This is a genomic window from Pseudarthrobacter sp. C4D7 (genome assembly GCF_013359725.1).
Taxonomy (GTDB): Bacteria; Actinomycetota; Actinomycetes; order Actinomycetales; family Micrococcaceae; genus Arthrobacter.
In genome coordinates this window covers 158,893-179,298 of record NZ_JABFMW010000005.1, presented here as the reverse complement: position 1 = coordinate 179,298, position 20,406 = coordinate 158,893, and the positions used below count along the sequence as shown (strand labels likewise).

The following is a 20,406-nucleotide window of genomic DNA, read 5'->3' as shown; positions in this document are numbered from 1 at the left end:
TACTTTCGGCATGGTAAGGAGCAGGGGTCTAGCTTGTTCTGGTGAGCACTCAGACAAGCACCCCCTCCCCCGCAGGGAAGACCGGATTCCAGCTCCCCAAGTGGGCGGGTTCCTTCGGCTTCCAGATCATCGCCGCCCTCATCGTGGGCCTGGGCCTCGGCCTGCTGGCAAAGTACACCGGCAGCACCAAGACCAACCCCAACGCCCTCGGCGCCACCCTGCAGACCATCGGCTCAAGCTACGTGTCACTGCTGCAGACCGCCGTTGTGCCGCTGATCTTCACCGCCGTGGTCAGCTCCATCTCCAACCTGCGGCAGGTGTCCAACGCGGCACGGCTGGCGTGGAACACGCTCCTGTGGTTTGCCATCACCTCCCTGATTGCCGTGCTGATCGGCATGGGCCTGGGCGTGCTGCTGCAGCCGGGCGCCAACACCGGCATCTCCGGGGACGCCAAATACACCGGCAAGTCCGGTGACTGGTGGGCCTTCCTGGTGGGCCTCTTCCCCAAGAACTTCCTGGGCCTGGGCGCCAGCTCCACTGTTGCCGATTCCGGCGCCGTCACCACCTCGATCAGCTTCAACGTCCTGCAGATCCTGGTCATCGCCATCGCCGTGGGCGTCGCCGCCCTCAAGGTGGGCAAGGCGGCAGAGCCGTTCCTCACCCTGAACGCCTCCGCCCTCGCCGTCATCCAGAAGGTCCTCTGGTGGATCATCCGCATTGCCCCCCTGGGCACCATCGGGCTCATCGGCAACGCCGTCGCGGTCTACGGCTGGGACACCATCGGCTCGCTGGGCAAGTTCGCCGTGGCCATCTACGCAGGCCTGGTCCTGGTCCTGTTCGTGGTGTACCCCATCCTGATCCGCAGCCACGGACTGTCCATCAAGCAGTACTTCTCCGGCGTGTGGCCGGCCGTCCAGCTGGCCTTCGTGTCCCGCTCCTCCGTAGGCACCCTGCCGCTGACCCAGCGCGTCACCGAGCGCAGCCTGGGCGTGCCCCGCGCCTACGCCTCGTTCGCCGTGCCGCTGGGCGCCACCACCAAGATGGACGGCTGCGCCGCGATCTACCCCGCGGTCTCGGCGATCTTCGTGGCCCAGTTCTTCGGCATCCAGCTCGACTTCACCCAGTACCTGCTGATCGCCCTGGTTTCCGTCCTCGGATCCGCAGCCACCGCCGGCACCACCGGCGCCGTGGTGATGCTCACGCTGACGCTCTCCACGCTGGGACTGCCGCTGGCCGGCGTCGGACTCCTCCTGGCCATCGACCCCATCCTGGACATGGGCCGCACCGCGGTCAACGTCGCAGGCCAGGCCCTGGTCCCCACCATCGTGGCCAAGCGCCAGGGCATCCTGGACGAGTCGCTGTACAACGCACCCCGCAACGGCACGCCGTTTGTTGAGGAAGAAACCGGCACCGATACCGCCGCCGGCGAATCCGCCACGGACGGCACCAGCGCCGACACCGCACCCCGCGAACTGCAGGATGCGAAGGCGTAACACGCAGGACGCATAAAGAACGTCCCCGGGGAATTTCCCCGGGGACGTTCTTTTTCATTACGGGGCTACGCCGTAATTGCTAATGGGCGACGCCCCGGCCTTGTTCGTAACCGGGCTGCGCCGTGGCCGGCAGACATCAACGGCCGCCGCCGCCAATCACCCCACTCTGGACCGCCTTGGTCACTGCGTCGGCTTCAGCCTGCGTCAGCTTTCCGTCAGCCACGGCCTTGTCCAGGCGGGTCTTGAGCGCGGCAGCATGCTCGGACTGCTCGTCGCTGCGGATCTCCTGGAGTGCTGCCGTCACCTTGGCCTCGTCAATGCCCAGCGATTCCGCCAGGGACTTGGCAAGCGCGGCCTCACGTGTGGCGGGGTCCGGCTTCTGGCCGTCCGTGGGCGGAGTGGCGGGCTTGTTTGCCTCGCGGAAGGCCTTCAGCGCGTCAGTCACCTTGGCTTCATCCACACCGAGCTTCGCCGCCAGCGCGGACGCCTGCTCCATGCCGTGGCCGCCCCGGCCACCGTGCCTGCCCATGCCTCCGGGGCCGTTGCCGTCGCCCGTGCCGGCGGTACCGTCCGCCGGGGCGCTGGAACTTGCACTCGGGCTCGGAGCCGGCGCGGTGGTGGTGGCGGAGGCCATGCCGGCCACGCCGATTCCTGCACCGAGCGCCAGCGCCGCGGCGGACAGGCCCAGGGTCATCTTCTTCGTGCGTGTCATCTCTTTGTCTCCTGATTCGCCGTCGCCTGACGGCTGCTGGTGATACGCCCCGCGGCGGGACATTTCCAGCATCGGCGGCCAGCATCAGGAAACGCTGTTGGGAAGCTTTCGATCTCCTGTGAATTCAACGGCCAGGCCGGGATACAGCGGCACCGCAATAGTTGCATGCAGTGCAAAGTTGCACGTAGTGTAAGAGCGTGCCCAGCCCACTTTCCCCGCACGATGCCCCCCAGGACACCGGGTCCCCCGCCCTGTCCCGGCGCGAGCTGAACAAGGCCGCCACCCGCCAGGCCATCACGGACGCCGCCCTGGACCTCCTGCGGTCCAAGGGCCCGGGAAACTTCACGGTTGAGGACATCGCCGATGCCGCGGGAATCTCCCGCCGCACCTTCTTCAACTACTTCAGCAGCACTGACGCCGCCCTGGCGTCCATCGTCCATGGCTTCCTGGACAACGCCATCCAGCAGCTGCGCCTCCGCCCATCGGAGGAGCCCGTGCTGGAATCGGCCCAGGCGGCCCTGGTGGCCCTGGCCGATCCCAAGGCCATCGCCCCGCTCGCCGAGCTGTTTACCCTGACCCAGCAGAGTCCCCTGATGTCACACACGGAACTTGAAGCCTGGGACAACTGCCGGGCCCAGGTCTTCGCCGTGGCCCGCGAGCGCCTTGCAGGCACCCCCGGAGAACAGGACGGGCTGTACATCCACGCCCTGGCCGGCTCCATTATTTCCTGTGGAAAGGCCGCCATGGAGGTCTGGTTCAGCCGGCGCGGCCCGGACCTCTCGCCCGCTTCACTGGCAGAACTCCGCCAGCTGCTCATCGACGCCATGGCCCTCCTGGGCGCCGGCTTCAACTCCACCGCTTTTCCCTCCGCCACCCCTTCCTCCTGATCAGATCGGCTCTCCCGCATGGCACTCCTCCTCTACCGCCTCGGCAAGTTCGCCTACCGCCGTCGCTGGCTTGTCATTTCCCTCTGGCTTGCCGTGCTGGTGGCCGTGGGCGGTTCCGCCGCGGCATTCCACGGCACGCTCTCCAACAACTTCCAGATTCCGGGCACCGAGACCCAGCGGATCGCGGACAAGCTCAAGCAGGACCTGCCCGCGGCCTCAGGCGGGAGCGCCACGATCGTCTTCGAAGCCCCCGACGGCGGTTTTACGGCTGAGAGCCGGGCTGCGGTAACGGATGCGCTGAAGAAGCTCCAGGCCCTCCCCGAGGTCCGTGGCACGGTTGATCCGTTCGCCACGCAGGCCCAGGTGGACCAGGCCGGCAAAGCCATCACCGACGGCGAACAGCAGCTGGCTGCCGGCCAGTCCCAGCTGGACGCCTCCCGGGCGCAGCTGGAGGCCGGCAAGGCCCAGCTGGCGGCGGCCGAGCAGCAGCTGACAGCGGCAGGCGCCCTCGCAGCAGTGATCGAGGCGCAGCTGGGCCAGCAGAAGGCGGCCCTTGCCGCCGGCCAGGCCAAGCTCGACGCCGGCGTCCAGGAGCTTGAAGCCAACAAGGCCAAGCTGGAACTCGGCAAGCGCCAGGCCCAGGCGGCGTCGGCCATCCGCTTCGTGTCCGAAGACAACAAGGCTGCCGTGGCGCAGGTGCAGTTCAATAACTCCATCAACGGCCTGGCGCCATCGGTCCGCAAGCAGGTTCAGGAGATCGCCCACGAGACGTCCTCCGCAGGTGTCAAGGCCTTTGCCAGCAAGGAAATCACCGAGGACATCTCAGCCCTGTTCGGCACGGCGGAAATCGTCGGCATCGCCGTCGCTGCGCTGGTCCTGATCCTGATGCTGGGGACGCTGATCGCGGCCGGACTGCCACTGCTGATGGCCATCATCGGCGTCGGCGTGGGCGTGGGCATCACCTTTGCACTCTCCGGCCTGTTCGACATGAGCTCCATCTCCCCGATGCTCGCCCTCATGCTGGGCCTCGCCGTCGGCATCGACTACTCGCTGTTCATCGTCAACCGGCACCGGACCCAACTCCTGGCCGGAATGGACCCTGAAGAGTCCGTGGCCCGGGCCAACGGCACCTCCGGCAACGCGGTGGTCTTCGCCGGCCTCACCGTGATCATCGCCCTTGCAGCCCTGGTGGTCCCCGGGCTGCCGTTCCTGACCGTCATGGGCCTTGCCGCCGCGGGAACCGTAGCCGTGGCAGTCCTCGTTGCCATCACCCTGACCCCTGCCATGCTCTCCCTGATTGGCCGCCGCATCATCTCCAAGCGGGCCTGGGCCAAGTCCGAGGCGCACAATGCCGAACCGGACCACGAAGCCGCCGATCTCGCCTCCGACCGCGAACGCAGCACGCGCGGGTGGGGCGGCCTGGTCACCAAGCACCCGTGGGTTGCGCTGATCGCAGGCATCCTCCTGCTGGGAACCCTGGCCCTGCCGGCCACCCAGCTCCAGCTGGCTCTGCCGGATGGTGGCTCCGAGCCCGTGGAGTCCGAGGCCTACCAGGCCTACGACCTCACCGCGCGCAGCTTCGGCGAAGGCGTCACCGGCCCCATCGTGGCCGTGGGCGAGTTCCCGGCAGGCCTGGACGCCGCCCAGGCAGAGAAACTCCAGTTCGACATTGCGGACAAGCTCCGTGCCGTGGACAACGTGGTGGCCGCCGTACCGGTGGCCCTCAGCGACGACCGCCGCACCGCCGTGTTCCAGGTGATCCCCAAGGAAGGGCCCGCCAGCGCCAGCACCGTCAAGGTGGTCTCCGAACTGCGGGGACTGAATGATGAGATCAAGGCCGACTACGACGTCGCCATGGGCCTGACCGGGCAGACCGCCGGCAACGTGGACGTCTCCACCAAGCTCGGTGACGCGCTGCCGCCGTACCTGGCGATCGTCGTCGGGCTCTCCCTGATCCTGCTGCTCCTGGTGTTCCGTTCCATCGTGGTGCCGCTGCTGGCGACGGGCGGCTTCCTGCTGTCCCTGTCCGCCGCGTTCGGCGCCGTGGTGGCGGTGTACCAGTGGGGGTGGCTGGGGAACATCTTCGACGTGGCCAACCCGGGCGCCGTGTTGAGCTTCCTGCCCATTATCCTGATCGGCGTGCTGTTCGGCCTGGCCATGGATTACCAGGTGTTCATCGCCTCCGGCATGCGTGAGGCCTACATGCACGGATCATCCGCCAAGGAAGCGGTCCGGGTGGGCTTCCGGCACGCAGCCGCCGTGGTCACCGCCGCCGCGATCATCATGGTCAGCGTGTTCTCCGGCTTCATCTTCAGCCACCTCACCATGGTCCGGCCGCTGGGCTTCGCGATGGCCTTCGGCGTCCTGTTCGACGCGTTCGTGGTCCGCATGACCATCGTCCCGGCCGTGATGTACCTGCTGGGCGCCAAATCCTGGTGGCTGCCGCGGTGGCTGGACCGGATCCTGCCGGACGTGGACGTGGAGGGCGCCAAGCTCAACCGCGGCGAGGCGGCACCTGTATCCGGCGAACTGGTCCACTAGGCTGAATCCGTGCTCCATCTGATTCTCGTCTCCCAGTCCCCCGCCCGCACCAAGCTCCTGGCGGAGGCCGGCATCCGGCACACCGTGCTGGTCTCCGATGTCGACGAGGCCGCTGTCCAGGCACGGTACGGCGTCACGGACCCGCACGACACCGCGCTGCTGCTGGCCCGGGCCAAGGCCGAGGCGGTGGCATCGCTGCCGGAAGCCGAGGGTGCCCTGGTGCTGGGCTGCGACTCCGTGTTCGAGTTCGACGGCGAGGCGCACGGCAAGCCGTACACCGCCGACGTCGCGCGCGAACGGATGCTCCGCATGAGCGGCAACGCGGGGGTGCTCCACACGGGACACTGGCTGGTGGACTGCAGGGACACGGACGACGACGGCACTGGCGGCCGCGGCTCGGGCGCCACGCTCGGGGCGGTCGCCTCCGCCGAAGTTTCCTTCCTGGAGATGGAACCGGCGGAGATCGATGCCTACATTGCCACCGGTGAACCGCTGCACTGCGCGGGCTCCTTCACCATCGACGGCCTGGGCGGGGCGTTCATCAGCAAGGTCGATGGCGACCCGCATGCCGTCGTCGGCCTTTCCGTCTCCACCCTGCGCGGCCTGCTCGCAGCCGCCAATGTGCGCATCACGGACCTCTGGCCGCCGCGGTAATGCACCCGGTTTTCGGCACTGCTTGTAGCTTCCCTACAAAGGAGGGCCGGTTTACACGCGGATTCCGCACGTAATATCGGCGGAACCCTCAAAACCGCGCTAGGCTCCCTGAAGGAAAGAAGGAGACGCCTTGTCAGCAATTTTGGAGCAGTCCGCAGGAACCACGCAGCCCAGCCTCACCAAGGTGCTGATCGCCAACCGCGGTGAGATCGCCGTGCGGATCATCCGGGCGGCCCGGGACGAAGGCATCGCCTCCGTGGCTGTCTATGCCGATCCGGACCGGGATGCGCTGCACGTCCGGCTCGCTGACGAGGCCTTCGCCCTGGGCGGCTCCACCGCCGCCGAGTCCTACCTGGTCATGGACAAGATCATCGACGCCGCCCGCCAGTCCGGTGCCGATGCCATCCACCCGGGCTACGGCTTCCTGGCCGAGAACGCCGAATTCGCCGCCAAGGTGATCGCCGCAGGCATCACCTGGATCGGCCCCTCCCCCGAGGCCATCTCCGCCTTGGGCGACAAGGTCCAGGCCCGGCACATCGCCGAAAAGGTGGGCGCACCCCTGGTCCCCGGCACTGCAGACCCCGTCGGGTCCGCAGACGAGATCCTGGAATTCGTGGACCGGCACGGCCTGCCGGTGGCCATCAAGGCTGCCTTCGGCGGCGGCGGGCGCGGCATCAAGGTGGCCCGCACCCGCGAGGAAATTCCCGAGCTTTACGAATCCGCGGTCCGCGAGGCCACAGCGGCGTTCGGCCGCGGCGAATGCTTCATCGAGCGGTTCCTGGACGCTCCCCGGCACGTGGAAACACAGTGCCTGGCCGACGCCCACGGCAACGTCGTGGTGGTCTCCACCCGCGACTGCTCGCTGCAGCGCCGCAACCAGAAACTCGTGGAGGAAGCTCCGGCACCGTTCCTCACTGAGGACCAGAACCGCCGGCTCTACGAATCCTCCAAGGCCATCCTGAAGGAGGCCGGCTACCTGGGCGCCGGAACCTGCGAGTTCCTGGTGGGCCAGGACGGAACCATCTCCTTCCTTGAGGTCAACACCCGCCTGCAGGTGGAGCACTGCGTCTCCGAGGAAGTCACCGGGATCGACCTGGTCCGCGAGCAGTTCAGGCTGGCCCGCGGCGAGGAGCTCGGCTACGGCGACCCCGAGGTGCGCGGCCACTCCATCGAATTCCGCATCACCGGCGAGGACCCGGGACGCAACTTCCTCCCCGCCCCCGGCACGCTCCGTGTGCTGAAGAACCCCACCGGCCCCGGCGTCCGCGTGGACTCGGGCGTGGAGCAGGGCGACGTCATCAGCGGGAACTTCGACTCCATGCTCTCCAAGCTCATCATCACCGGAGCCAGCCGCCCGCAGGCCCTGCAGCGGGCCCGCCGCGCCCTGGAGGAAATGGTGGTGGAGGGCATTCCCACCGTCATCCCGTTCGACCTCGCGGTGGTCACGGACCCCGCCTTCGCACCCGCGGAGGGGCCCTTCACGGTCCACACGCGCTGGATCGAAACCGAGTTCACCAACAACCTGCCGGCGTGGACCCCGGACACTGCCGCCGACGGCGAAGCTTCCGCCGAGGAACGCCAGCGCGTCGTGGTGGAGGTGGGCGGCAAGCGCCTCGAGGTGGTCCTCCCCGCATCGCTGGGCACCCCAGGTGCGGCCTCGGCTGCCGCCGGCAAGCCGGGCAAGTCCAAGAAGCGTTCCCGGACTGCCGGACCCGCAGCCGCCACCGGCAATGCGTTGACCTCCCCCATGCAGGGAACCATCGTCAAGGTGGCCGTGGCGCACGGCGACGTGGTCACCGAAGGCGACCTGGTGGTGGTCCTGGAAGCCATGAAGATGGAGCAGCCCCTCACCGCGCACCGGTCCGGCACCATCACGGGCCTGACCGCAACAGCGGGCGAAACGGTGTCCGCGGGCGCAATCATCGCCACCATCGAAGACTAGAAGGCGGCGCAGGAAACCATGCTGGCACCCAGCTTCCAGGAAGAAGTGGCCCGCTACCACCAGGCGGTTCCCGAGATCACCCGGGGCAACCCGGCACCCATCAAGGAACTGTACTCCCGGCTGGATGACGTCACCTTGGCCAACCCGTTCGGCGGGATCGCCCGGGGCTGGGCACAGGTGGAAGCCAGGCTGGATCAGGCGGCCAGGCAATTCCACGACGGCGAGATGCTGGGCTTCGACACCATCACCTCCTATACGGCCCGCGACACCGCGTACCTGGTGGAAACCGAACACTTCCGGGCCCGGCTGGACAGTGCCGCCGCCACGGAGGAGTTCGCGCTGCGCGTGACCAGCATCTTCCGCCGCGAGGAGGGCTACTGGAAGCTGGTCCACCGGCACGCCGACCCTGCTGCCCGGCCGCAGTCCCGCCGGTCCCTCACGCAGCCTCCAGCCTGAGGTCGTGCTGGCCGGGGGCGCCCGCAGCATGCAGACTTAGCACATGCTGCCTTTCCTGCTCCTGGCTTCCCGCGCGGAAGACGCCGCCGCTGAGGACGAATACGCCGCGTACCTGAGGTACGGCGGGCTGGAAGAGCGGGAACTGCGCCGGATCCGGCTCGAAGCAGCTCCCCTGCCCCCGCTGGACCTCTCGAAGTACTCCGGCGTCATCGTGGGCGGCAGCCCCTTCACCTCCAGCGACCCGCAGGAGGACAAGAGCGCCGTCCAGCAGCGGGTGGAGCAGGAGCTGGCCGGACTGCTGGACCGGCTGGTGGACCTCGACTACCCGTTCCTTGGCGCCTGTTACGGAGTCGGGACCCTGGGGAGCCACCAGGGCGCCGTGATTGACAGGACCTATGGCGAGCCGCTCGGCGCCGTCGAGGTGGAGCTGACCCCCGAAGGCCTGCAGGACCCCATCCTGCAGGGCATCCCTCAACGGTTCACGGCGCTGACCGGACACAAGGAAGCTGTCAGTTCACTTCCCCCGCATGCGGTCCTGCTGGCACGGGCCGCCACCTGCCCGGTCCACATGTTCCGTATCCGCACCAACCTTTATGCCACCCAGTTCCACCCGGAGCTGGACGCGGACGGGCTGGCAACGCGAATCGACATCTACCGCAACGCCGGGTACTTCCCGCCCGAAACCACCGGGGAGCTCATGGCGGCCGCGCGCCGGTTCACCGCCACCGAACCCATGGCGGTGCTGAAAAACTTCGTGGCCCGCTACGCGCGCTGAAGACAACAATGCCCGGCGTGCCGAAAGGCAGCGCCGGGCATTGGGTCAAACGAAGGGTCAGGCCACGTTGTTCTCGTAGTCGACGTCCTTGGTTTCACGGGTGAGGAACAGTGCGATCAGGGTCAGCACCGCCATGGCGGTGAGGTAGATGCCCACCAGGACCGGGCTGCCCTTGGCGGCTTCCCACAGGGCGACGGCGATGAACGGAGCCACCGCGGCCCCCAGGATGCTGGAGAAGTTGTAGCTGATGGCAGAGCCGGTATAGCGGACGTTCGTGGGGAACAGTTCCGGCAGCAGCGCACCCATGGGGCCAAAAGTGAGGCCCATGAGGGAGAACCCAAGGATCAGCAGGCCCATGGTGCCCACGAAACCGGCGCTGAACAGCGGGACGAACAGCAGGCCGAAGACGAAGATGCCGGCGGTGACGGCCAGGAGCATCTTGCGGCGGCCGTACTTCTCGGCCAACGGGCCCGAGACCAGCGTGAAGATGCCGAAGAAGACCACGCCGGCAATCAGCATCCAGAGGAAATCGTTGCGGCTGTAGCCCAGGCCCGGAACGAACGCGGCGGCAGCTGCCTCGGACATGGGCTTCCCGGCCTTCTCCGCGGCGGCTTTGGCGCCTTCCAGGGTGGGCTTGGTGCCGTAGGTCAGCGTGAACGTGGTCATCAGGTAGAAGAGCACATAGGTGGCCAGCATGATGAAGGTGCCCAGGATCAGCTGGCGCCAGCTGGACTTGAAGACGCGGCCCAGCGGCAGCTTGGCTACTTCGTTGGATTCCACCACCTTGGTGAAGGCGGGGGTTTCGATCAGCTTGAGCCGGACGTAGAGGCCCAGGATCACCATGACGGCGCTGAGCAGGAACGGGACGCGCCAGCCCCAGGCCTGGAAGGCCTCAGGTGTGAGGGTGTAGCTCGCCACCAGGAAGATGACGTTGGCGATGATGAAGCCGATGGGGGCGCCCAGCTGGGGGAAGGTGCCGTAGATGGCGCGCTTGTTGGCAGGGGCATTCTCGGTGGCCAGCAGGGCCGCACCGCTCCATTCGCCGCCGAGGGCCAGGCCCTGGGCGAAGCGCAGGACCACCAGCATGGCCGGTGCCCAGAACTCCCAGCCCGGAACCAGCGCCGTGGGCAGGCACCCGATGAGGAAGGTGGCAATGCCCATGGTCAGCAGCGACGCCACCAGGGTTCCCTTGCGGCCGAACTTGTCGCCGAAGTGCCCGAAGACAATCGAGCCGAGGGGGCGGGCAATGAATGCCACGCCGAAAACAGCGAAGGAGCTCAGCAGCTGGGTGGTTTCGTTGGCGCCCGGGAAGAAGAGCTTCGGGAAGACAAGCACGGCGGCCGTGGCATAGACGTAGAAGTCGTAGAACTCCACGGTGGTGCCGATCAGGCTGGCGACGATGACTCGGCCGCGGGAGTTCACCGGCTGGTGCGAATCGGGCACCTTGGTGGTATCGGTGGATGACATGGGTAAGCGCTTTCGTGAGACCGGCCGGGCGCAGGCAGTCCTGCCGCCCGGCGCGAATAGTTAGAGTTCAATCTTACTTTGTCGCGTCCAGTCAATGGACGAAAGGTCCACGATGCGGACACCTGTTGTGTGGTCCCGCCGGCCGGGAGCGGAATTCCGCCTCACTCTGTCCGGTGGGCCCGGATAGGCAAAAGTCACAGCGCGTTAACAAACATCGTCGGTCCGCGAAACGCGCCGTCCCTACCTTTGAGGAACAACATCCCCCGAAGGAGGTAATCCGTGACTGTAGACCGCACCGTTGATGCCATATCCGCCAGCGCACAGCCCGGCCCTACCCGCACCACTGACGCCCCTGCCCTTGAATTCCGCCCCGGCCGCTGGATCGCCAACTGGGATGCCGAGAACAAGGAGCAGTGGGAAACCGCCGGCCGCGCCATCGCCCGCCGCAACCTGAACTGGTCCATCTTCGCCGAGTTCCTCGGTTTCGTCGTCTGGCAGCTCTGGTCCATCGTGGTGGTCCAGCTCCCCGCCGCAGGCTTCACCTTCTCCACCTCGGAAATCTTCTGGCTCATCTCCATGCCAAGCCTGGTGGGCGCCACCCTCCGGATTCCCTACACCTTCATGGTGCCCCGCTTCGGCGGCCGCAACTGGACCATCGTGTCCGCCCTGCTGCTCCTGATCCCCTCCACCGGGCTGGCACTGTGTGTCTCCAACCCGGGCACCCCGTTCGGTGTCATGCTCCTGGTGGCTGCCCTGGCCGGCTTTGGCGGCGGCAACTTCGCCAGCTCCATGGCCAACATCACGTTCTTCTACCCGGCCCGGGAAAAGGGCTGGGCGCTGGGACTGAACGCAGCGGGCGGAAACCTGGGTGCCGCCGTCGCGCAGCTTGCCGTGCCGATTGTCATCACCCTGCTTGCCGCGGGCACCGTCAACCTCCCCATGGCGGGCTGGATGTGGGTTCCGTTCATCCTGCTGGCCGCCTTCGGCGCCTTCAAATACATGAACAACCTCACCAGCGCCAAGGGTGACGTGGCCGGCTCGGTCGCAGCACTCAAGGAACCGCACCTGTGGATCATGGCCCTGCTGTACATCGGCACTTTCGGCTCCTTCATCGGCTTCGCCGGCGTCTTTCCCAAGCTGATCAAGGACTACTTCCCCGCGTTCTCGTCCATCGGCGTGGGAACGGTCGCCCTGTCCCTGGCGTTCCTCGGCCCCCTGGTGGGTTCCCTGGCCCGGCCCTACGGCGGCCGCATGGCGGACAGGATGGGCGGCGCCCGCATGACCGTGTCCGCCTTCGCCGCCATGGCCGTCATTACGCTGACCATGATCTGGACCCTGCCGCTGAAGAACTTCCTGCTCTTCCTGGTCCTCTTCCTGATGCTCTTCACCGCCAGCGGCTTCGGCAACGGCGCAACGTACCGGATGATCCCGGTCATCTTCGCCACCTCCAGTCGCGCCGCACGCAACGGGGCAAGCCCGGTGGCCACCCAGCGGCTCGCGTCCTCGGCCCTTGGCCTGGTCTCCGCGATCGGCGCCTACGGCGGCTTTGTCATCCCGCAGGTGCTGAACGCCTCCAACACGGCCAGCGGCTCCTACACCCCCGCGTTCTACGGGTTCGTCGGCGCCTACGTCCTGATGCTGGTGGTCTGCTGGGCCTGCTACATCCGCAACGCCGGCCGGAATGCGATGGGACACGTCTAACATGGCCACAAGCGCCGACACGCACTGCCCCTACTGCGCCCTGCAGTGCGCCATGACGCTCACGTCCCCGGCAGGCCTGGCCCCGGCTTCGCAGCCGGGGCCAGGCCCAGCCCCTGCTCCTGCCGGCCCCACGGCACCCCCGCTCCTGGATGTGGCCGGCAGGGACTTCCCCACCAACCGCGGCGGCCTGTGCCGCAAGGGCTGGACGTCAGCCACGCTCCTGAACCACGCGGGCAGGATCACCGAGCCGCTCCTGAAAGGCGCAGACGGCATCCACCGGCCCATCGGCTGGGACCAGGCCCTGGACCTTGCCGCCACGGCCGTGAAGGATGCCCGCGCCCGGTACGGTGCGGACGCCGTCGGCGTTTTCGGCGGCGGCGGGCTCACCAACGAAAAGGCCTACCAGCTGGGCAAGTTCGCCCGGCTGGCCCTGGGCACGTCCCGGATCGACTACAACGGCAGGTTCTGCATGTCCTCCGCGGCTGCGGCGGGAATGCGCGCCTTCGGCGTGGACCGCGGGCTGCCTTTCCCCCTGGATGCCCTGGACACCGCCAGCACCATCCTGATGCTTGGCTCCAACGTTGCCGAAACCATGCCCCCGTTCGTCCAGCACCTCCAAGGCGCCCGCGACGCCGGCGGGCTGATCGTGGTGGATCCCCGACGCTCCGCCACCGCGGCCTTCACGGCCGACGGCGCCGGCCTCCACCTTCAGCCCCTTCCCGGCTCCGACCTCACCCTGCTGCTGGGCCTTTCCCACGTGGTCATCCACGAAAACCTGGTGGACGCCGCCTACGTCCAGGAGCGCACCTCCGGCTACGGCGCAGTGGTCCGCAGCGTGAACGCCTTCTGGCCCGAACGCGTCCAGTCCATCACCGGCGTCCCGGCCGACCTGATCCGGGAAACGGCCCGCAGGCTCGCCGCCGGGGCCCGCAGGGGCGGCAGCTACATCCTCACCGGCCGCGGCGTGGAACAGCATGTGGACGGTACCGACACCGCCACCGCGGCCATCAACCTCAGCCTCCTGCTGGGCCTGCCGGGTTCGGCCCGCAGCGGCTATGGCACCCTGACCGGCCAGGGAAACGGCCAGGGCGGCCGCGAGCACGGCCAGAAAGCCGACCAGCTGCCCGGCTACCGCAAGATCACCGACCCCGCCGCCCGCGCACACGTCGCCGCGGTCTGGGGCGTCCCCGAGGACCTGATCCCCGGCCCTGGCCTGCCCGCCGTCCAGCTGCTGAAGTCCCTGGGGCAGCCCAACGGCGTGCGGTGCTTTTTCGTACACGCCTCCAACATCGCCGTGGCAGCGCCTGACGCCAACGCAGTGATCCAGGGGCTGCGGAGCCTGGACTTCCTGGTGGTGTGCGACTTCTTCATGTCCGAAACCGCCGCCGAAGCGGACCTCATTCTTCCGGTCCTCCAGTGGGCCGAGGAGGACGGCACCCTGACCAACCTGGAAGGCCGCGTGCTGCGCCGCCGCCGCGCCATTTCCCCTCCAGCCGGCGCCCGCAGCGAGCTGTGGATCATGGCCCGCCTGGCCGAGCGGCTGGACGCCCCCTCCACCTACAGCGAGGACCCGGAAACGGTCTTCGAAGAACTCCGCCGGGCCTCCGCGGGCGGCCTGGCTGACTACTCCGGCATCGACTACGCCATGCTGGACCGGGGCCAGGCTGCCTACTGGCCCTACCCGGCCGGCAGCACCGGAACGCCGCGCCTGTTCCGGGACGGCTTCGCCCACCCCGACGGCAAGGCGGTCATGGTCCCGGTGGCGCCCCGCCGCCGTCGTACTCCCGCAGCTGAAGCCGCCGGGAACCCAACAGGCCCCGCCGGCACACCCATGACCCTCATCACCGGCCGCCTCCTGGAGCACTACCAATCCGGGGCCCAGACCCGACGGGTGCCCGAGCTGGCCGCCGTGCAGCCCGCAGCAAGGATGCAGCTCCACCCTGGGGCGGCAGCCGCCATGGGCATCGGTGCCGGAACGCTGGTGTCGGTGTCCAACGGCCGCGGCGAGGTGGTGTGCCGGGCGGAGCTCAGCACTGCCATCCGTCCAGAGACGGTCTTCCTGCCCTTCCATTTTCCCGGGGCGGAGAGCGCCAACCGGTTGACGGAAGCCGCCACTGATCCGGTGTCCGGGATGCCCGAGTTCAAGTTCAACACCGTCTGGGTCCGGCCCGTGACCGCACCCGAATCCGCCCGCATGCTGCAAACAACGGAGGCCTCATGAGCGAGCAGATTGTCATTGTGGGGTTCGGTCCCGTGGCCGCCCGGCTGGTGGACGAGCTCCTCCCCGCCGTGCGCAGCGGACACGTCCGGCTCACGGTGCTCGGCGAGGAAGCCGAGGCCGCCTACAACCGCGTCCTGGTGGCCGATCTCGGCGTCGGCCGAACCACCGCTGACGCCCTGGCCCTCACCGACACCTCAGACCTGGCTGCGGAAGGAGTGGACATCCGGCTGGGCATCCGCGTCCGGCGCGTAGACCGGGCGCGGCAGCAGGTGGTTCTCTCCGACGGCGCGTCCGTGCACTACGACCGGCTGGTGTTCGCCACCGGATCCCGGCCGGTGATTCCCAACCTCACCGGCATCAATCCGGACCCCTCCTCCCCCGTGCTGCCTGCCGGCGTCACGGCACTGCGGGACCTGCGCGACGCGGAAGTCCTGCGGCAGGCGGTGGACGGCGGCAAGCGCGTGGTGGTCCTGGGCGGCGGCGTCCTCGGCCTGGAGACGGCGCTGGCAGCTTCTGAGGAAGGTGCCACGGTGACCGTGGTCCACAACGGCCCGCATCCCCTGGGCCGCAGCATCGACCGCGGCGGCGGGGCCGTCCTGGCCGCGGGGCTGCGGCGCTGCGGCGTCCGTGTGGCCGGGAACGCCCGGTCCACCGGCGTTGAGCACAACGCGCCCGACGGCGGGTTCTCGGCTTTGCTGCTCGACGACGGGTCGGCAATCGACGGCGACCTCCTGGTCATCTCGTGCGGCGTCCGTCCCCGGACAGAGCTGGCCGAAGGCTGCGGCCTGTCCACCGGCACCGGGATTTTGGTGGATCACCGGCTGCGGGCCCACCACGAGCCGCACATCTTCGCCATTGGTGACTGCGCCGAGGTCCGCTGCCCGGATCCGGGCTGCGCCGCCTGCCGCCATGCCTCCGGCCCGTCCGGGCTGGTGGGGCCGGGCTGGCGGCAGGCCGAATGGCTCGCCGGCTACCTCACCCTGTTGGCAGAGGGGGCGGACGCGGACGTACTGCCCGCGCTGCCGCCGGAACAGCCCGGCGTCGTGGTCCTGAAGGCCCGGGGGATGAACCTGGCCGTGGCCGGGGACAACGCTGCCGAGCCATGGGACGAGGAAATTCTCACGGCCGGAGCGGTCAACGGACGCCCGCGCCGGCACGTGTCGCAGTGGGCCGATCCGGAGCACGGCCGGTACGTCAAGATGACCACCCGTGGCGGTGTGCTGGAAGGCCTGTTGGCGGTGGGCATGCCCCGGACTGCGGCCGAACTCGTGGGACTGTTCGAACGGGGGGCCGAGCTGCCCGCCGACCGGTCACTGCTCCTGCGCCTGGATGGACCGGACCAGCTGCCCGGAGGCGGGGCTGCCGACCCTGCCGGCACCGTGTGCCGCTGCGCGGGGGTCAGTGGCGCTGCCATCATGACGGCAGCCTCTGATGGCTGTTCCACCGTGGCAGAGGTGTCCAAGGCCACCCGTGCCGGCACCGGATGCGGTGGTTGCCATGAGGACATCAAGGGCCTCATCGAACGGCATTTCCAGGCGGCCGCAGCCTAGCCGCATGCGGGGCTTTGTTCCCTTGGCAGCGGCTTCCGGCCGGACTTGAATGGTCACAGGATTCCACCGTCTGCAGGAGGCCCCCAATGTCCTTCCCCCTCATTCTGGCGTTCGCCGCGGTGGTGCTCGCCGCCGTGGCCGGCGTGGTCCTGGTCCGGGAGAAGGATCCGCAGCGCCGGGCCCGTGCCCTGGTGAAGATGGGCGCGGTGGTCATGACGGTCTTCACCGCGGCGGCCGTGGCCTTCATTGGCGGCTACGCCATGGATCAGCCCGGCGGCATGGCGGGGCTGATGATGACCCTGTCCTGGTTTGTGCCCATGCTGGTCCTTGCGGCCCTCGCGTGGTTCCGGCCGGCGGTGGCCTCTCCCCTGCTGATTCTGCTGGCCGCGGTACTGGTAGTGGCCTGCGTGTGGTTCGCCCTGGATCCCGCGACGGCCCGCAGCCTCCAGGATTCAGTCGGGCCGGTGGTGGCCATCGGCGTCGTCGCCTTGGCGTTCCCGGCCGCTGTCCTCGGGCTGAAACGGTCAGGCCCCGCCGGCTGGCTGCTGCTGGCCCTTGGCACGCTGCCGCTGCTGGTCACAGTTCTTGGCCGGTCAGGGCCTGCGGCCTCACTGGCCGCCGCAAGCGCGGTTCCCCTGATAACCGGCATTGTCTACCTGGTGGCCGCACGGCTGGCGCGGCGGGACCCGGCATCCCGGAACACGCTCCCGGCCCCGGCCTAAAGATCCGCCCGGATACCGCTGCCTTTCCCGTCCGTGCCCTTGACGGCGGCGCCTGCACAGCATGTGATGGACGGGACTGACCCGCGCTCCCATCTTCCGGGCCGGATGCCTGACGTCCGGACCAACGAAAGGACCACCCTATGTCCCTGCTCGACTCCGCCCGCTGGGAAGGCAAGATCTACCTCAACGGCTGGCGGGCGGGCGGCGGCGGTACCGGCGCCAGCATCGAGCCGGCCACCGGCGGGCAGCTGGGCACCTACGGCGTCGCCTCCGTCGATGACGTCAGGGAGGCAGCGGCCGCCGCCGCGGCGGCGCAGAAGGAATGGGCCGCCCGCAACCCCGAGGACCGTGCGGCGGTGCTGCGCCGTGCGGGGCAGCTCTGGGAGGAGCATGCCGCAGAGATCCAGGACTGGATCGTCCGGGAATCCGGCGGTATCCCGCCCAAGGCCGGGCTGGAAACGCATATCGCCGCGAACGAATGCTATGACGCGTCTGCGCTCCCCTCGCTCCCGGCCGGCGACGTGCTGACCTCCAACGAGAACCGCTGGTCGTTCGCCCGGCGCAGGCCGGTGGGCGTCGTCTCGGTGATCGCTCCGTTCAACTTTCCGCTGATCCTCTCCATCCGGGCCGTCGCTCCGGCCCTGGCGCTGGGCAACGCCGTGCTGCTCAAGCCGGACCCGCGCACGGCGGTCTGTGGCGGCGTGACCGTGATGCGGATCTTCGAGGAGGCTGGACTCCCGCAGGGCCTGCTCTCCCTGCTGCCCGGCGGCGCGGACATCGGCGCCGCCGTCGTCGAAGCCCCCGAGGTCCGCGTGATCGCCTTCACCGGCTCGACGGCGGCCGGCCGGAAGATCGGCGAGACCGCCGGCCGGCTGCTGAAGCGGGCGCACCTGGAACTGGGCGGCAACAACGCGCTGATCGTGCTGCCGGGCGCCGACCTGGCCAGGGCGGCGTCCGCGGCCGCCTTCGGCTCCTTCATGCACCAGGGCCAGATCTGCATGGCGGCGGGCCGGCACATCGTGCATGAAGACATCTACGACGACTACGTTGCCGCCCTGTCCGGAAAGGCGGCGCACCTTCCCGTGGGAGATCCCAAGAGCGGCACCGTGGCCCTGGGGCCGGTGATCGATGAGCGCCAGCTGCACCGGGTGGACGGGATCGTCCAGGACGCAGTCCGGGCAGGCGCCCGGCTGGCCGCCGGCGGCACCCACGACGGCCGCTTCTACCAGCCCACCGTGCTGGTGGACCTGGCCGTGGACAGCCCGGCGTGGAAAGACGAGATCTTCGGCCCCGTGGCGCCGGTCATGAAGTTCTCCACCCTTGACGAGGCGGTGGCACTGGCCAACGACAACGAGTACGGCCTGTCCATCGGCATCCTGGGAGACGTCGGCATGGCCATGGCCATCGCGGACCGCCTGGACTCCGGGAAGGTCCACATCAACGAACAGACCGTTTCGGACGAGGCAAACTCCCCCTTCGGCGGGATGAAGAATTCCGGGAACGGCTCGCGGATCGGCGGACATCACGCCAACATGGAGTCGTTCACCGAGATCCAGTGGCTCACCATGCGCCCGGACATCGCCCCGTACCCGTTTTAGGACCGGACAGCCCGCGAGTCTGCGGTCTGCATGAGCGCCTCGAGCCAGCGCTGGTGCTGCTTCGCGATGCTGCGCTTGACCACCGGTCCCAGCGGCGTTACCTGGTGGAACCGCGGCCGGCGCCCTCCCCTGCCGAGGAATCGAAGGGTGCAGGCCAGGTGCCGGTGGGGTTCATTTCCTGAACTGCAGGCGGAGGTAGGCGTCGAAGAGACCGGATCCCAGGAACCGCCGGGACTGGACGATGGCTTTGGCGGCCGGGGTGACCGTGTAGCGGGCCCGGGGCCGGCCCGATGTTGCGGCGTGCTCAACCGCGCTGGCCACGGTGTCCGGTTCGGCAGCGAGGACCGGCGAAGCGTAGGAGGCGGCCATTTGCTCGTCCGCGGCGGCCCTCAGCTCGGCGTAGGGCCCTGCCGCGCTGCCGGAGGCTGCCAGGCTCCGGGCTGCGGTGGCGCCAAAGCCGGTGCGGATCAGGCCCGGGGCGATCAAGGAGGCATGGATGCCAAAGGGCGCGGTCTCGAAGCGAAGCGCGTCCGTGATGGCCTCCACCGCGTACTTGGTGGCGTGGTAGTAGCCGCCCACGGGGAACGTGACCCGGCCGCCCATGGAGCCAATGTTGATGATGCGGCCGGCTCCGGCCGCCCGCATCCCCGGCAGGACCAGCTGGATCATCCGGGAAAAACCGAACACGTTAGTCTCGAACTGCCGCCTGACCGCGTCCAGTTCGGCCTCCTCGATCGTGCCGTACTCGCCGTAGCCGGCATTGTTGATGAGCACTCCGACGCTGCCGTGCTGTTCCTCCACGGCGCGGACGGCGGCGGCCATGGACGATTCATCGGTGACGTCGAGTGCCAGGACCTGGGCCCCCGCAGTCCGCAGGTCTTCGATGGTTTCCGGCCGGCGCGCCGTGGCGTAGACGGTGAACCCGGGCCGGCGGAGCAGCCGCTCAGCGGTAGCCCGGCCAATGCCGGAGGACGCTCCGGTAATCAGAACAGCGGTGGTCATGATGTTTCTTTCCTTGGGGTGAGGTTGTTGAGTCCGGTGACAAAGATGGTGACGCCGCGGCGGAGGCGGCCGGGCAACGCGGCGGGGTCGGAAACTCCCGCCTCCAGGCCTCGGGTGAAAGCCAGCAGGATTTCGGCAGCTTCCCGGGCGTCCGCCGCCGGGTAAGCCCCGTGGATGGTCCGGGTCAGCAGCTGGAGCATGGCTTCGTCGTAGCGTCCGAGCACCTCGGCGCCCAGGCGGGCATCGACTCCCAGGAGTTCCCCGGCGTGCGCCGGGCTGTCCCGCCAGATCTGCATCACGAGGCCAAGCTTGGCCGCCAGGATCCCCTCCAGCCGGCGTTCCGGCGGCCCTTCCGTTTCCGCGGCGCGCTCGGAAGCGGACAGGGCATCGGCCAGCAGACGCTCGACCAAAGACCGGAACACTTCCTCCTTGCTCCGGAAGTACTGGTACAGGGCAGGACGGGACAGGCCCGCCTGCTCGGACAGGTCGTGCATCGTCGTCCGGCGGGCCCCGTGGCGCGTGAAGCACACGTAGGCCGCATCGATGATCTCGTCAGAACGGCTCGGCACTCTGACAATATAGTCATAAAGTGTCGGAGTGTAAACGGCGTTATCCCGCCCTCGGCGGCCAACGCGCCCCCAGCTCTCCCGGCTTAAAGCGAAGCACCGGCGCCCTGGGACGCCGG

Annotated in this window: 17 protein-coding genes; 13 read left to right on the top strand and 4 right to left on the bottom strand. The window is 68.6% G+C overall.

The window, feature by feature from the left end; translation table 11 throughout:
• The first annotated feature begins 41 nt into the window (after positions 1-41).
• Positions 42-1,493 carry a dicarboxylate/amino acid:cation symporter gene (locus HNO81_RS06365; protein WP_175317291.1) on the top strand — a complete coding sequence of 484 codons (1,452 nt, stop codon included), beginning with the start codon at positions 42-44 and terminating at the stop codon, positions 1,491-1,493.
• A gap of 136 nt (positions 1,494-1,629) precedes the next feature.
• On the opposite strand, the gene HNO81_RS06360 is transcribed toward HNO81_RS06365, so the two are convergent.
• Complete coding sequence (locus HNO81_RS06360) at positions 1,630-2,205, bottom strand: hypothetical protein (protein WP_175317290.1); 576 nt, start codon at positions 2,203-2,205, stop codon at positions 1,630-1,632.
• 197 nt (positions 2,206-2,402) lie between these two features.
• Between HNO81_RS06360 and HNO81_RS06355 the strand changes: the two genes are divergently transcribed.
• The 6 genes from HNO81_RS06355 (at position 2,403) to HNO81_RS06330 (ending at position 9,460) form a co-directional block, all read left to right on the top strand.
• Positions 2,403-3,092 carry a TetR/AcrR family transcriptional regulator gene (locus HNO81_RS06355; RefSeq protein ID WP_371818175.1) on the top strand — a complete coding sequence of 230 codons (690 nt, stop codon included), beginning with the start codon at positions 2,403-2,405 and terminating at the stop codon, positions 3,090-3,092.
• Positions 3,093-3,110: 18 nt separating this feature from the next.
• The gene (locus HNO81_RS06350; protein WP_175317289.1) at positions 3,111-5,633 is read left to right on the top strand and encodes an MMPL family transporter; all 2,523 of its coding nucleotides are present in this window, start codon (positions 3,111-3,113) and stop codon (positions 5,631-5,633) included.
• Positions 5,634-5,642: 9 nt separating this feature from the next.
• A complete protein-coding gene (locus HNO81_RS06345; protein WP_175317288.1) occupies positions 5,643-6,287 on the top strand; it encodes a Maf family nucleotide pyrophosphatase in 645 nt (214 codons plus the stop codon).
• 130 nt (positions 6,288-6,417) lie between these two features.
• Positions 6,418-8,229, top strand: coding sequence for a biotin carboxylase N-terminal domain-containing protein (locus tag HNO81_RS06340; protein WP_371818174.1), 1,812 nt, complete (start codon positions 6,418-6,420; stop codon positions 8,227-8,229).
• An 18-nt stretch (positions 8,230-8,247) separates the two neighbouring features.
• Positions 8,248-8,685 carry a nuclear transport factor 2 family protein gene (locus HNO81_RS06335; RefSeq protein WP_175317287.1) on the top strand — a complete coding sequence of 146 codons (438 nt, stop codon included), beginning with the start codon at positions 8,248-8,250 and terminating at the stop codon, positions 8,683-8,685.
• Between the two features lie 43 nt (positions 8,686-8,728).
• A complete protein-coding gene (locus HNO81_RS06330) occupies positions 8,729-9,460 on the top strand; it encodes a glutamine amidotransferase (RefSeq protein ID WP_175317286.1) in 732 nt (243 codons plus the stop codon).
• Positions 9,461-9,517: 57 nt separating this feature from the next.
• Here the strand turns inward: HNO81_RS06330 and HNO81_RS06325 are convergent, their stop codons facing one another.
• Complete coding sequence (locus HNO81_RS06325; protein ID WP_175317285.1) at positions 9,518-10,927, bottom strand: MFS transporter; 1,410 nt, start codon at positions 10,925-10,927, stop codon at positions 9,518-9,520.
• 279 nt (positions 10,928-11,206) lie between these two features.
• On the opposite strand from HNO81_RS06325, the gene HNO81_RS06320 reads away from it, so the two are divergent.
• From HNO81_RS06320 to HNO81_RS20300, 6 genes are all read left to right on the top strand, one after another.
• Entirely contained in the window at positions 11,207-12,628 is a 1,422-nt protein-coding gene (locus HNO81_RS06320) for an MFS transporter (RefSeq protein WP_175317284.1), read from the top strand.
• A 1-nt stretch (position 12,629) separates the two neighbouring features.
• On the top strand, positions 12,630-14,849 hold the full coding sequence (locus HNO81_RS06315) for a molybdopterin oxidoreductase family protein (RefSeq protein WP_175317283.1): 2,220 nt from the start codon (positions 12,630-12,632) through the stop codon (positions 14,847-14,849).
• Positions 14,846-16,399, top strand: coding sequence for an FAD-dependent oxidoreductase (locus tag HNO81_RS06310; protein WP_175317282.1), 1,554 nt, complete (start codon positions 14,846-14,848; stop codon positions 16,397-16,399). The genes HNO81_RS06315 and HNO81_RS06310 overlap by 4 nt, the downstream gene beginning before the upstream one ends.
• A gap of 86 nt (positions 16,400-16,485) precedes the next feature.
• Positions 16,486-17,121, top strand: a complete 636-nt coding sequence (locus HNO81_RS06305; protein ID WP_175317281.1) for a hypothetical protein — start codon at positions 16,486-16,488, stop codon at positions 17,119-17,121.
• 140 nt (positions 17,122-17,261) lie between these two features.
• Complete coding sequence (locus HNO81_RS06300; protein WP_175317280.1) at positions 17,262-18,719, top strand: benzaldehyde dehydrogenase; 1,458 nt, start codon at positions 17,262-17,264, stop codon at positions 18,717-18,719.
• A 53-nt stretch (positions 18,720-18,772) separates the two neighbouring features.
• Positions 18,773-18,901: a hypothetical protein gene (locus HNO81_RS20300; RefSeq protein ID WP_256398654.1), complete on the top strand. Its 129-nt coding sequence runs from the start codon at positions 18,773-18,775 to the stop codon at positions 18,899-18,901.
• Here the strand turns inward: HNO81_RS20300 and HNO81_RS06295 are convergent.
• On the bottom strand, positions 18,891-19,721 hold the full coding sequence (locus tag HNO81_RS06295; RefSeq protein ID WP_175317279.1) for an oxidoreductase: 831 nt from the start codon (positions 19,719-19,721) through the stop codon (positions 18,891-18,893). The two genes, HNO81_RS20300 and HNO81_RS06295, sit on opposite strands and share 11 nt — an antisense overlap.
• Positions 19,718-20,290 (bottom strand): TetR/AcrR family transcriptional regulator, encoded by a 573-nt coding sequence (locus tag HNO81_RS06290; protein ID WP_175317278.1) that lies wholly within the window; start codon positions 20,288-20,290, stop codon positions 19,718-19,720. Before HNO81_RS06290 ends, HNO81_RS06295 begins: the two co-directional genes overlap by 4 nt.
• Positions 20,291-20,406 lie beyond the last annotated feature (116 nt).

What these genes read in the sequence shown, in the direction of transcription:
- HNO81_RS06350 (WP_175317289.1), top strand. Translation starts at nt 3,111, where the DNA reads ATGGCACTCCTCCTCTACCGCCTCGGCAAGTTCGCCTACCGCCGTCGC.
- HNO81_RS06300 (WP_175317280.1), top strand. Translation starts at nt 17,262, where the DNA reads ATGTCCCTGCTCGACTCCGCCCGCTGGGAAGGCAAGATCTACCTCAAC.
- HNO81_RS06360 (WP_175317290.1), bottom strand. Translation starts at nt 2,205, where the DNA reads ATGACACGCACGAAGAAGATGACCCTGGGCCTGTCCGCCGCGGCGCTG.
- HNO81_RS06330 (WP_175317286.1), top strand. Translation starts at nt 8,729, where the DNA reads ATGCTGCCTTTCCTGCTCCTGGCTTCCCGCGCGGAAGACGCCGCCGCT.
- HNO81_RS06305 (WP_175317281.1), top strand. Translation starts at nt 16,486, where the DNA reads ATGTCCTTCCCCCTCATTCTGGCGTTCGCCGCGGTGGTGCTCGCCGCC.
- HNO81_RS06325 (WP_175317285.1), bottom strand. Translation starts at nt 10,927, where the DNA reads ATGTCATCCACCGATACCACCAAGGTGCCCGATTCGCACCAGCCGGTG.
- HNO81_RS06310 (WP_175317282.1), top strand. Translation starts at nt 14,846, where the DNA reads ATGAGCGAGCAGATTGTCATTGTGGGGTTCGGTCCCGTGGCCGCCCGG.
- HNO81_RS06295 (WP_175317279.1), bottom strand. Translation starts at nt 19,721, where the DNA reads ATGACCACCGCTGTTCTGATTACCGGAGCGTCCTCCGGCATTGGCCGG.
- HNO81_RS06315 (WP_175317283.1), top strand. Translation starts at nt 12,630, where the DNA reads ATGGCCACAAGCGCCGACACGCACTGCCCCTACTGCGCCCTGCAGTGC.
- HNO81_RS06335 (WP_175317287.1), top strand. Translation starts at nt 8,248, where the DNA reads ATGCTGGCACCCAGCTTCCAGGAAGAAGTGGCCCGCTACCACCAGGCG.